At 70.9% G+C, this 12,470-nt stretch carries 8 protein-coding genes and 1 tRNA gene; 3 read left to right on the top strand and 6 right to left on the bottom strand.

What is annotated here, in order from left to right:
* Window positions 1-6: 6 nt before the first annotated feature.
* Together ACSQ1L_RS04410 and ACSQ1L_RS04405 are read right to left on the bottom strand one after the other, a co-directional pair.
* Window positions 7-1,014 (bottom strand): arginine N-succinyltransferase, encoded by a 1,008-nt coding sequence (locus ACSQ1L_RS04410; RefSeq protein WP_435992315.1) that lies wholly within the window; start codon window positions 1,012-1,014, stop codon window positions 7-9.
* Window positions 1,015-1,018: 4 nt separating this feature from the next.
* The gene (locus ACSQ1L_RS04405) at window positions 1,019-2,269 is read right to left on the bottom strand and encodes a hydrolase (RefSeq protein ID WP_435992313.1); all 1,251 of its coding nucleotides are present in this window, start codon (window positions 2,267-2,269) and stop codon (window positions 1,019-1,021) included.
* Window positions 2,270-2,380: 111 nt separating this feature from the next.
* On the opposite strand from ACSQ1L_RS04405, the gene ACSQ1L_RS04400 reads away from it, so the two are divergent.
* Window positions 2,381-2,893, top strand: a complete 513-nt coding sequence (locus tag ACSQ1L_RS04400) for a hypothetical protein (protein WP_435992311.1) — start codon at window positions 2,381-2,383, stop codon at window positions 2,891-2,893.
* Here the strand turns inward: ACSQ1L_RS04400 and ACSQ1L_RS04395 are convergent.
* The 3 genes from ACSQ1L_RS04395 to ACSQ1L_RS04385 form a co-directional block, all read right to left on the bottom strand.
* Complete coding sequence (locus ACSQ1L_RS04395) at window positions 2,887-7,119, bottom strand: translocation/assembly module TamB domain-containing protein (protein ID WP_435992309.1); 4,233 nt, start codon at window positions 7,117-7,119, stop codon at window positions 2,887-2,889. The genes ACSQ1L_RS04400 and ACSQ1L_RS04395 overlap by 7 nt on opposite strands.
* Window positions 7,116-8,945: an autotransporter assembly complex protein TamA gene (locus ACSQ1L_RS04390; protein ID WP_435992307.1), complete on the bottom strand. Its 1,830-nt coding sequence runs from the start codon at window positions 8,943-8,945 to the stop codon at window positions 7,116-7,118. Before ACSQ1L_RS04390 ends, ACSQ1L_RS04395 begins: the two co-directional genes overlap by 4 nt.
* Window positions 8,946-9,046: 101 nt before the next feature.
* Window positions 9,047-9,301 (bottom strand): hypothetical protein, encoded by a 255-nt coding sequence (locus ACSQ1L_RS04385; protein ID WP_435992305.1) that lies wholly within the window; start codon window positions 9,299-9,301, stop codon window positions 9,047-9,049.
* Between the two features lie 138 nt (window positions 9,302-9,439).
* Here ACSQ1L_RS04385 and ACSQ1L_RS04380 point away from each other — a divergent pair, with 138 nt between their 5' ends.
* Window positions 9,440-11,176, top strand: coding sequence for an ATP-binding protein (locus ACSQ1L_RS04380; RefSeq protein ID WP_435992303.1), 1,737 nt, complete (start codon window positions 9,440-9,442; stop codon window positions 11,174-11,176).
* 4 nt (window positions 11,177-11,180) lie between these two features.
* Here ACSQ1L_RS04380 and ACSQ1L_RS04375 read toward each other — a convergent pair whose 3' ends face one another.
* Window positions 11,181-12,263 (bottom strand): CaiB/BaiF CoA transferase family protein, encoded by a 1,083-nt coding sequence (locus ACSQ1L_RS04375; RefSeq protein WP_435992301.1) that lies wholly within the window; start codon window positions 12,261-12,263, stop codon window positions 11,181-11,183.
* 109 nt (window positions 12,264-12,372) lie between these two features.
* Here ACSQ1L_RS04375 and ACSQ1L_RS04370 point away from each other — a divergent pair.
* A tRNA-Lys gene (locus tag ACSQ1L_RS04370) sits at window positions 12,373-12,449 on the top strand.
* Window positions 12,450-12,470: the final 21 nt, after the last annotated feature.

Raw genomic sequence — 12,470 nt, 5'->3', positions numbered from 1 at the left:
AGGCCTTCAAGTCTTTACCCGCACGGTGTCACCTGAGCGCACCTTGAGCGCATCGGCGGTCTCGCGGTTGAGGGTGACCGTCTCGCCTTCGACGACGGCCTTCTGACGGACAGCGCGAAAGGCGGCCACGCTGTCGGTGGAGATCAGCGCCGGCAGCTCGGCCTCCGCCTCTTCGGCGATCCGCGCGCTCAGGCGGCGCGCGTCGCGGACCGTGCGGATGTTGTCGCGGCCGCAGGAGACGGTCGGCCCGGCGTCGAAGATGTCGACCAGGCCGTTGGCCCGGAAGCCCTCGCTCTCCAGCAGGGCCATGGCGGGCACGCCCTGCGGGTGGACCTTGCCGATCACCGCCCGGGCGGCTTCGGGCAGCAGTTCGACATAGATCGGATGGCGCGGCGACAGGTCGAGGATGAACTGCTTGTCGGTCGAGCCGGTCATCCGGTCGGCGTCGTCGAACTCCATCGGGAAGAATTTATGCGCCACGTGATCCCAGAACGGGCAGGCGCCGTCCGGCGTGAACACCCCGCGCAGTTCCGCCAGCACGTTGTCGGCGAACAGGTCGGGCTGGGCCCCGATCAGCATGTAACGCGACTGGCTGAGCAAACGGCCGGCGCCGCCCTTGCGCCGGTCGGCCTTGAGGAACAGCGACCCGACCTCGGTCCAGCCGGTGCACTCGTTGACCAGCACCAGGGTCTGGTGATCCAGCTTGACGCCCAGGAACGGCGACGACTGGGTGTTGTTGACCAGCCGGAATGAGAAGAACGGCCGCTTCAACCCCACCGCGGCCTTGACCGAACCGACGCCGTCGACGTCGCCGGTGTCGGATTCCTCGAGCATCAGCGTGTACCAGCACTCCTCCGGCGCCAGCTTGCCGGAGAAGCTGTCGCGGCCGAGCTCAAGCCGCTCGGCCAACTGGTCGGCGTCCTCGGGCAGGCTGGTGAAGCCAGGGCCGCTGAGGATGGCCAGTTCCAGCAGATGATCGAGGTCGGCGGGGCCGGCGGGTCGGACGACGAGCATGGGGTTACATCGTCTCCAGACGCAGGGACTTCAGTTTCAGGGCGTCGATCTCGCCCGACGCGATCTTGCACAGGATCAGGGCGCTGAGCTGGGCCCGCTCGACGAAGCTCGCGGGCCAGGCGAACTCCTGATCCGAATGGATGTCGCCGCCGAGGACGCCGAGGGTGTCGATGTTGGGCAGGCCGGCGGCGTGCAGGTTGTTGCCCTCGCACACCCCGCCGGAAGGCTTCCAGGCCAGCGTCTGGCCCAGCAGGGCGCCGGCGTCCCGCACCGCCTCGAACAGGGCCGTCTGGCTGGCGTCCATCGGCTTGGGCGCGCGGGTCATGCCGCCATGGAGGTCCAGGGTCAGGCCGGGGAAGGGGATGTCGGCGGCGATCTCGCGCACCGCCGCCTCGATCCAGTCGGACGCGGCCCTGTCGGGGACCCGGACGTTGAAGCGGACCACGGCGTTGTCGGCGACCACGTTCAGCGGACCGCCGCCGGCGATCTTCGCCACATTGACCGTGACGCCCTCGCGCCGGCCATTGAGGGCATGGAGGCGGGCGGCGAGGATGGCGGCCCCCGCCACGGCGTTGGCGCCTTCGTCGAAGGCGCGGCCGGCGTGAGCCGCCTTGCCGGTGACGATCAGGTGGTAGTTGCCGCTGCCCTTTCGCGCCCCGGCCAGCGAGCCGTCGGGCATGGCCGGTTCATAGGTCATGCCGACATGGCCCCGCGCGCCCAGCTCCGCCAGCAACGGAGCCGAGGCGGGCGAGCCGATCTCTTCGTCCGGGGACAGCAGCACGGTCCAGCCGACGCGTGCCTTGTCCGGATGAGTCTCGAACGCTTCGAGGGCGGCCAGCATGACGCTGACGCCGCCCTTCATGTCGGCGATGCCGGGGCCGTTCAGGGCGCCGTCGGCGCGCGTGACGACCGTCTGAAAGGCGCTGCCGGCGGGGAAGACGGTGTCGTAGTGGCCGGTCAGGATCACCTGCACCGGCGCGTCCGGCCGCATGCTGATCCTCAGGGCGTCGGCGTGGGCCTCGCTTCGCACCGCGCCGTCGTCGTCGACGCTGGACGAGGCGCGCGTGGGCAGGCGGGCGATCTCGCCGCCGAAGCGCCGGGCCTCGGCCTCCAGCAGGTCGAGCATGCGCGCCAGCCCGGCGGCGTTGCGACTGCCGGAGTTGACATTGGACCAGCCGATCGCCCGCTCGACGATCGCTGGCTCACGCGCCGCGACGTGGTCGAGCACGGTCTGATCGTGGGGAAGAATCCGCATGCGGCCGGACCCTAGCGGCCTCGACTGCAAAGGTGAAGGCGGCGGCGGAATGTGCGTTGCACCGCCGCTCGCGCCTTATAGGGTGGCCCGGCCAAACAGGGAGGAACCGGCATGACCGACATTATGGGGGCGATGAACCCAACCGCACCGCTGACGACAGAGGACGCCGCCTTGGCCGCCGCCAAGGTCAGCGCCATCGGCATGGTCATCGGCGCGATCAACCAGGCGGTGGGGGGGTGGTATGCCTCGACGCCGGCGGCAAGCGAAGCCGCGGCGCGAGTCATTGGGGACCTGACCGGTCAGACCCCGGATCCCGCCCAACTCGCGCAGCAGGCCCAGATGGGGCTCTATCTCACCGGCGCGTTCGTGGTGCTCCAGCTCATCCTGGCGGCGGTCCAGTGGCGCAAGCCGAACGGCGTGCTTCCGGTCCTGTTCCTGGTGCTGGTCGTCTGGGCGCTCGGCGGGGCTATCCTCGCCCTGGTGGCGCCGGCGTTCGGCGGAGGGCAGCCGATGTGGCTGACAGTCTTCACCCTCGTGACGATGCTTGTCGCCGCGATCCTTCATGTCGCGGGCATCCGCGGCGCCAACGCACTGAAGAAGTTCCGCGAAGCCGAGGCCTACTGAGCCCTGCGGTTCGGGCGCCGGTCCTCGCGACCGGTGCCCGGCTGGCGGGACTGGCGGCGCCAGCGGATCGACAGGCTGGCGTCGCCCTGTCCGCCGAATTTCGAACTGACGGTCAGGTTGCGGCGCACCTGCCATTCGACATTGACCGCGGCGCCGTTCTCGCCGCCGCCGATAATCTCCAGATAGATGTCGTCGGTCAGATAGCGACCGCCGGCCACGGTCAGGCTGGAGGCCTCGCCCCCGAACGAGAGACGGTCCAGCCCGGCCAGTTCGCGCAGATTGCCGATCACGTCGAAGCCGCCGCCTCCGGCCAGGGCGCCGACGCTGGCGGCCAGCTGCGCCGCCTCGAAGGCCGACAGCTGGGACGCCGAGCGCCCGAACAGCACCTGTGACAGGATTTCGTCCTGGGGCAGGGCGGGGGACGAGGTCAGGGTGATCTCGGGCCGCGCCGCCGTTCCGGTGGCCCGGATGGTGGCGGTCAGGGCCGGGTCCTCCCGCGTGGCTGTCAGGTTCAACCGGATCTGGTCCGGCCGGGTCGACAGGGTGACGGTGCCCCGCTCGTCGAACACGAACCGCTTGCCGGCGAACTCGTAATCGCCGCGCACCACGCGGGCAGTGCCGCTCAGGATCGGCTGGTTGATCGTGCCGGTCACGCGGGCGTTGACGCTCATCTCCACGTTCAGGCCGCGCCCGACCACCCGCACGTCGCCGCCGGGTGAGCGGATGGCGATGTCGACGCCGATCTGCAGGCCACGCGGGCGGTTCTGCTCCTCCTCGGGGATGTCGCCGCCGGGTTTGTTGATCTCGACCACGTCCATGTGGACGATGCCGGTCGAGCCGGGCGGATTGGCCTGGATGCGGGCGTCGTCGATGTCGATCCGGCCGGTCAGCTGAATCTTGCCGTCTTCGGCCCGGACGACGCTGAGCGGTCCGGAGGCGCGCGCCTCGGCGATGTCATTGTCGATGATACGGAACCGGGTCAGCGCCAGTTCGACGGTGGATCCCGACCCTTGGCGCAGGCCTATGCGACCGTCGCCGGTCACCGTTCCGCCGGACCCATCCGTGGCCGAGAAGGTCTCGATCAGGGCCGTTGTGTCGTCGAATCGGCTGGCCAGCGTCACGTCGCGCAACTGCAGGCCGGTGGCGTTGTCGCGGAAGCCGCCCTCGCGCAGGTCCATCCGACCGTTGACGCGCGGCGCGGCGATCGAGCCGGCCAGGGTGGCGTGGGCGTTGATCTGGCCCGACAGCGAACGGTCGCCGCCCAGGAACAGGTCCCAGACCGGCTGCACCTGGCCCTGGATGTCGATCTCGCCGGACATCGGCCGGGTGCGGACCACGGCCAGCCGCAGCGGCGCGGCCGAAGCCTCGACCGGCAGGGTGATGTCGGCGTTGGCGCGCACGGCGCCCTCGTCGGCGACCTGGGCCTGGACCCGCAGGGTGTTGTCGAGCAGGACGGCGTTCAGTGTGCCGTCGATGGCCAGGTCGGTCGGCGCGTCGATGCTGCGGACATCCTCGAGCGTCACATTGGCCGAGCCCGAGAGGTCGGCGCCCGAGCCCCGCAGCGACAGCCGGCCCGTCGCCCGTCCGCGCAGGTCCGGTGCGAGCGAGCCCAGCTGCACGCTGGTCAGGTTGGCCTCGATGATGGCGGCGCGGGAATCCTGGCGCAGCTCGCCGGTCAGCACGCCGCCGCCGACGCCGAGGTCGACGCGGACGACGCGGCCGTCGCCGGACAGGGCCACCACGGCCGGATTGCGCGTGGCGAAGGCGATCTCGCGCACCCTGCCGGAGCCTTCCAGGACGATGGTCTGGGCGGTCGGCTGGCGTGAATAGACACCGGTCCCGTAGAAGCTGACCGGGGTCCGGCCGCCGATATCGGTCTTCAGGGTGAAGGGCAGCCGGTCGAGGGTGCCCCGCCCGTTCAGATCGAGCGTCCGGATGATCCAGCTCGAACCGGTCAGGCGGACGTTGCGGCCCGTGACGTCGAGTATGGCCGTCTCCTCGCCGGCTCCTTCGGTCAGCCGGATACGGCCGTCGGCCGTGCCCGAGGCGAGGAAGGCTCCGGGACGCGCAGTAAACGTCAGGTCGGCGCTCGACGGGAAGCGGTTGGACAGGGCGATCGCACCGCGCGCCGTCACCCCGCCGGCGTCGAGGTCGACATCCGTCAGGCGAATGCGCTCGCCGCCGAGATAGAAATTCCCGCTGCCCCGGGCCGGGCCGTAGTTGGAGCCGGCGACGACAGAGATCCGCCCGTCCGAGGCGTCCGCGCCGCGCCGGAAGCTGAGGTCCATGGTCGCGTCGGTGAGGATCAGCGCGCCGGCGCTGACGCGGTCAAAGGCGGCCTTCAGGTCGGCGGTCGGCCGCGCCAGGGTGCCGCCGACGGTTCCGCTTCCGGTCATGGCCCCGTCGATCTCGACCGGGCCCACGCCAAAGGGGCCGCGGGCGTTCCAGTTCATCGCCAGCCGCATACGGCCATCGCCCTCGACGAATCCGCGTGCGGCCGCGTTGCCATGGGCGCCGCTCAGCCGGGCCGATTCGATCTGCACCCGTCCGTCGTTCAGCCCCCCGACCAGCTGCAGGCGCGGCGTGGGGCCCAGCAACCGGTCCAGTTCGCCCACGCCCAAGGCGAAACCGCGCCCGCGTCCGTCGAAGGTGACCCGCCACGGCGCGCCCGCCCGCGCCATCGAGGCGGCGATCGTCCCGCCGAAGGCGCCGTCGGCCCCGCTGCGCAGGCGGGACGCGTCAGTGACCTCGGCCCGGCCCCGGAAGCCGAGGCCGCCCAACAGGTTGCGCCCGCCGGTTCCCGAGACCTTCAGGGCCTGACCGGTGGCTTCCAGCCTTTCCAGCAGGAAGGAGCCGTCGGCGAGCCGCGCCGCCTCAAACTGTACGCGCGGGCCGGGGCCGAGCAGGCCGCCGACGATGCCGGCGGTCGATCCGCCCGTTGCGCGCAGATCCCCCTCGACGTCGTAGCGCCCGGCGCGGGCCCGGATGTTGACCGGACCGCGGATCCGCTGCGCCCGATAGCTGGACAGGTCAGGGCTGAGCACGTCGATCGAGCCGTCCAGGCTCCAGTCGGCGGCGCCGCCGCGAAACATCGCCGACCACGCCGCGGCGTTTCCCAGCGGCCGCCCCACCAGCCGGGTCAGCGAGGGCGTCGAGACATTGATGCGCACGCCCCGGGGGACGCTGCGGTCGCCGACCCGGACCAGACCGCTGGCGCTGGAGTTCAGATTGTCCGAGATCAGTCGCCAGCCGACGCCCTGCAGGCCGTCGTCGTCGCGGTCGGGGACCATGGCGAGGGCGAACCGCGCCGTGCGGCCGACGCGGCGGACGAACGGATCGAGCAGGTCCGACCCCGAGAAATCGACATAGCCGGATATCCGGGCCTGGTCGGGTCCATACCGGCCCTTGACGATCAGGGGCGTGAAGTCGCCGGTCCGCACGACAGCGTCGACCACCTCGCCGTTGACCACCGCCGTGGCCAGGAACGGTTCATCCGGGGAATAGCCGAGCGCTCCGGCGATCGGACCGCCGCGCGCCTCCTGGGCCCGCAGGTTCAGGCGGACGTCGGCGATGTCGTCGCTTATGCCCGCGGTCAGGCGCAGGAAGTCGCCGGGCCGGCTGTTGCTGTCGGCGTTGACCGTCACCTGCTTCAGGCCCTGGCGCGGAACCAGGGCTTCGCCGGCCAGCTTCCAGCGGCCGTATTCCTTGCTGAAGCCCTCCAGCAGTTCGACGTCGGCGGCGAACCGGTCAATATCGATCGACAGCGGCTGCGGTCCGGGCGGTTCGGTCGATGGCTCCACCAGCGGCCGCCGGATCAGGCGGACGATCTCAGCCTCGACGTCGGTGGCGTGGAACCGGCGGGTGATCAGCGGCCACCAGTTCCAGTCGACCCGCACCTTGCGGGCCTCCAGCCAGACTCCGTCGGCGTCGGTCACCGTCACCCGGTCGATGGTGAAGTCGTCGAACAGATCGCCCCGCACGCCCTCGACATTGATGCGGCCGTAGCGCCCCAGCTTCTTGCCGGCCACGAAGCTGGTCACCAGCGCGCGCCCGGAATCGGACAGCAGGTACATCCGCCCGCCGACGGCGGTCACCAGCAGCAGGACCGCCAGAATCCCCACGCCCATGCCGCCGAAGAAGGCGAGGGCCTGCAGCCGCGTGCGCTTCTTCCGCGCCTTCACCGCAGGCGTTTCAGGCTCTTCCGAAGGGGGCGGGGCGTCGGTCAAAACGCCTGTCCGATGCTGACATAGATCTGGAAGTCGGCGTCGCCCTCGCGCTTGTCGAGCGGGAAGGCGATGTCGGCCCGGATCGGCCCGAACGGCAGCTTGTAGCGCACGCCCACCCCCGCCGCGTAGCGCAGGTTGTCGAAGTCCGGCGTCTCCTGGAAGCCGACGGCGCCGGCGTCGATGAAGGCGACCGCGCCGAAGCTCCGCCCGATGTCGCGGCGCAGTTCGATAGAGGTCTCGAACAGCGAGAGCCCGCCGCGCGGCGTACCGTCGGGCAGGCGGGGGCCCACACCCTGATACTCGAACCCGCGCACCGAGCCGCCGCCGCCCGAGTAGAACAGCCGGTCCGATGGGATGGTCAGTTCCTCGCCGCCCACGATGGAGCCCAGCCGAACCCGTCCGGCCAGCACCGTCTTGCCGCCGTCCTGCAGGGGCAGATAGGCGGTCGCCTGGGCGTCGGCCCGCAGGAAGAACAGGGAATCGTCGCCGGTCACGGCGGTCGGCTGGACGTTGGCGAGCAGCCGGTAGCCGCTCCGGGGATCGAGCGGATCGTCCGAGCGATCCATGTACGCCCCGCCCCTCAGCGTCAGCAGGGCCAGGTTGCGAGTGATGTCGAGCGGCAGCTGGGTGACCGGATCGAAGCGGCTCTCGTCATACTGGCCCACGTCGAGGCCGAGGCCGTAGCTGTACCACGACGACTTGCCCAGCCGCTGGCGCGCATCGGCGTACAGGACCGCGGCGAGACGGCGATAGGCGTCGGTGTCCTCGTTGACGAGGGCCGCGCCCATGGTCAGCGTCTGGCCGGGCCGCCGCCAGTGTGGCAGTTTCAGGTCCACGCCCAGGCGGCTGTCCACGTCGGCCAGCCGGGCCTGGAACTCGAGGGTGTCGGCGCGCCCGAAGCGGTTGTGGTAGGTCCACAAGCCCTCGATGGCCGATCCCCCCGTCGCCGATGTCGCCCGCCCGGCGGTCACCGTCGCCCGGGAGGTCGAGACGGTAATGCCCGCTTCCTGAATCCACCGCGGCCGGTCGGTCAGGGTCACGACGACCGGGCGGTTGCCGTCGGCGTTGTTCTGATCCGGCGGCGCCAGGGCCACGCCGACGCCGTCGTAGACCCCGGTCTCCAGCAGCCGGCGCTCCAGTTCGGCGACATCGTCGGGGTCGTAGATCTCGCCCTCCGACCATGGCGCAAGACCCGCGACCCAGCCGGGCCTGGTCGGCCCGCGCGTTTCCAGCCGCACGCCGTCTAGACGCACCAGCGGACCGGCGACGATATTGTAGGTCGGATGGACCGTCAGGGTGGCGTGGTCGACCACGACCCGGCGGGGATCGGCCCGGGCGTCGGCGTGCCCGCGCCGCGCCAGTCCGGAGACCAGCCGCCCTTCTCCGGAGATGACGTCGACAGCGCGGCCCGGATCGCCGGCCTTGAGGCCGATGTCGCTGCGAACCTCGTCCTGCAGGGCCGGGGCGGGGGGCGGCTCGACCCAGTTGACGATCGGCTCGGTCAGGGCGAAGCGCGGCCCCGGCGTCACCTCGATGATGGCGACGGGCGTCTGCTCGCCCTCGACCACGTCCTCCAGCACCGGCTGGTAGTAGCCCTCGGATCTCAACAGGGCCTCGGCCGCCTCGAGCGCGCCGCGCGCCCGTCGCCGGGCCTCAAACCGGTTCGAGGGCGGGCCGTCGACCTCGCCGATGGCCCGCTCCAGTTGGGCCCTCAGGCCGGCATCCATCTCCCCGCGCACCACGGCGCGCGGGTCGGCGACGGCCGTGGAAGCCAGAAGCGCGAACCCCGCCACGCTGGTAAGAAACAGGGCGGGCCTCGGCGTCAAACTCGAACCTTCGTCGGCGGGCGTGCGCCCTACGGTTGGCGGGCGGAGGGCGGGGTCGCATCCGCCGGCGGCGCAAATGGGGCGCCGCCCTGCTGGTCACGTCAGTAGAAAAGGGTCTCGCTGTCCGGCCGGACCGATTCTTCGGAGGTGCGCTTTTCGCTCGGGGCGGCGCTGTTGTCCGGCGGCGTGTCGGTGGCGCTCGGCGCCGCCACGGGAGCCTGGACCTCCTCGACGGCGGGGGCGACGGGTTCCTCCATCGGCATGTCCAGCACCTCGGGCTCGGCCGGACGTGGGTCGTCGCAGGCGGTCAGCGCGACCGCGCTGGCGATGGCGGCAAGGGCGAAAAGGCGTTTCATCTGGCAGCTCCCCGGATCGGCGTTTTCAACGCGCGGCGATATCGACCGTTCCATAGCCAAGATCGTGCGTCCGGTCATCACGCACGGCAACCAATCCTTTTCCAATTCGCGCGAAGGTGGCGAACTGGAGGACCTTCAATGACGGCGACGCCCTACGCCATGGTTTCGCAGGTGCGAAACCGAGAACTGAAGACACGCCTGGCGCTCGCGGCCTTCATCGGAGCTACGGCCTGGGTGGTCACGCCGACGATCTGGCCCCTGGTCTGGTTCGCCGCCGTTCTGGGGACGCAGGCGCTGGACTGGCTGGTCTTCCGTCGCTTCCGCCGCCATCCCGACTGGAGCCCTGACCGCGCCTATATGGCCCTGTCTTGTGCGACCACCATACTCAGCGTCGCCGTCTACGCCGGGATCACCGCCTACCTCTGGTTCCAGGGCGGAGAGGTCGGGCGAATCTTCGCCATGGTCCAGTGCGCCGGCGGCCTCCTGCACGTCAGCCTTCATATGCATCACGCCCGGCCGATCCTGATCTCGGCTGTCGCCTCCCACGCCACCTATTTCCTGGGCCTGCCCATCTTCGGCGCAGTCGCCACCGGCAGCTGGCACGAACTGCTGATCGCCATCGGCTGCGTGCTCTACATGAGCCACCTCGTCGTCGCCGTGCGCCAGAGCTCGATGACGACGACCGCCCTGCAGTCGGCCCGGGACGCCGAACAGCGCGCCCGCCACAAGGCCGAGATCGCCAGCGCCGCCAAGTCCGACTTCCTGGCGGTGGTCAGCCACGAGATTCGCACGCCGATGAACGCGGTCATCTCGGCCGCCAACCTGCTGCGGCGGACCCGTCTCGACCCTCGCCAGCGCGAGCATGTGTCGATGTTGATCGACGCAGGCGACGTGCTGATGGGCTTGCTCAACGACGTGCTGGACTTCTCCAAGATCGAGGCCGGCAAGATGGAGCTGGAAAGCGCCGAGATGATCGTGCGCGAGCGGCTGGCGACGCTGAACCGGCTGTGGGAGCCCCGCGCCCTGGCCGGCGGAGTCCGGCTGACGCTGCGGATCGGTCCGGATGTCCCGGAGGCCGTCCGGACCGATCCCCTGCGTTTCCAGCAGATCCTGTTCAACCTGCTGTCCAACGCCGTGAAATTCACCCGCGACGGCCAGATCGTCGTCGCCGTGGACTGGGACGGCGCGCGACTGGCGGTCGCCGTGTCCGACACCGGCTGCGGCATCCCGGCCAACCGGCTGGCGCAGGTGTTCAACAGCTTCGAACAGGCCGACGTCGGCACCACCCGCCGCCACGGCGGCACCGGCCTGGGCCTGTCGATCAGCCGCAAGCTGGCCGAGATCATGGGCGGGACACTGACCGTCGCCAGCGTCGAGGGCGAGGGCTCGACCTTCACCCTGTCGCTGCCGATGCAAGCGGTCGAGGGCCCGGCCGCGCGACCCGAGCGGCAGGTGGAGATCGCCGGCTCGCTTCAGGGCCGCTCGATCCTCGCCGCCGACGATCACGAGGTGAACCGGCGTATCCTGACGCTGCTGCTCGAACCGCACGGCTGCCGCCTGACCCTGGTCGAGAACGGCGCCGAGGCGCTGGAGGCGGCGTCCAGCCAGCCGTTCGACGCGATCCTGATGGACATGCAGATGCCGGTCATGGACGGGCTGGAGGCGACGCGCCGCATCCGTCAGGGCGCCGTCAACGGCGGCACGCCGGTGATCGCCCTCACCGCCAACGCACTCGATGTCCATCGCGCCGCCTGGGACGCGGCGGGCGTTCACGCCTTCCTGACCAAGCCGATCGATCCGGTGATGCTGGCCCGCACCCTGGCCGAGGCCTGCGCCGCCGAGCGGCGAGCCTCTCCCGACAGCGCGGTCGCCTGAGGCCTCACCGCCAGCGCCCGAGCGCCTCGTCGAGCGAAATCGGCGCGGACTGCGGCGAGGAAGCCGGAGCCTCTCCGTCGAAGCGCGGCGCCGGAGCCGGCTGGACCACGTCCCGGTCGATGAAGGTCCCGCGCGCCGCGTTGTGCGGATGGCGCGGCGCCTCGACCAGGGTCAGCACCGGCGTGACGCAGGCGTCCGAGCCTTCGAAATGCGCCGCCCAGTCGTCGCGGTCCCGCGTGGCGAAGACGGTGGCGAGACGGGCATGCAGGGCCGGCCACGCGCCCACGTCGAACTGCGGCGCCTCGGCCGCCGGAATGTCCAGCCCAACCAGCAGGGCGGCGTAGAACTGCGGCTCCAGCGCCCCGACCGCCACGAACCGGCCGTCGCGGCAGGCGTAGCAGCGGTAGAAGGGCGCGCCGCCGTCCAGCAGGTTGGTCCCCCGCGCCTCATTCCACAGCCCCCGCGCGCCCAGCGCGTGGAACAGGCTGGTCAGCAGGGCGGAGCCGTCGGTCATGGCCGCGTCGACGGTTCGCCCCCGGCCGGTCGTCTTCGCCTCCAGCAGGGCCGCCAGCACGCCGGTCACCAGCAGCATGGCCCCGCCGCCGTAATCGCCGACCACGTTCAGCGGCGGGCGCGGCGGGCGGTCCGGCTCGCCCATCATCGACAGGGCGCCGGACAGGGCGATGTAGTTCAGGTCATGGCCGACCTGCCGCGCCATCGGCCCGGTCTGGCCCCAGCCGGTGATGCGGCCAAACACCAGCCGCGGGTTGCGCGCGGCGCAGGCGTCCGGCCCCAGGCCGAGCCGTTCCATGACCCCGGGTCGGAACCCCTCGATCAGGGCGTCGGCCGTGGCGATCAGGTCGCCCACCCGTGCCAGATCGACGGGATCCTTCAGATCGACTCCCACCGCCGGCCGGCCCCGGTGCAGCACCTCGCCGCCGACGTCGGTGAACACCGGCGCGCCGGCCGCGGCGCTGCGCGTCAGCCTGAGCACGTCCGCCCCCAGGTCGGCCAGCACCATGCCCGCGAAGGTCACCGGCCCCAGGCCGTCGAACTCGATGATGCGCAGCCCGGTCAGCGGTTTCATGCCTTTTCCCTAGCGGCGACCGCCTCGATCGTCGAGGCGACGCTTGACCCCGGCCCCGCTTTGCAACAGAAGGCGCGTCGCGGTCCGCAAGCGCGGGCCCTTTCGGTGTGCGTCCTTAGCTCAGTTGGTTAGAGCATCTGACTTTTAATCAGAGGGTCCTCGGTTCGAGCCCGAGAGGACGTACCACCTCCCTTTCCGGAACAAGCC

Source organism: Brevundimonas sp. LjRoot202, assembly GCF_964253355.1.
GTDB lineage: Bacteria > Pseudomonadota > Alphaproteobacteria > Caulobacterales > Caulobacteraceae > Brevundimonas.
The sequence above is the reverse complement of the archived record's forward strand: the minus strand, read 5'-3'. Positions and strand labels throughout refer to the sequence as shown.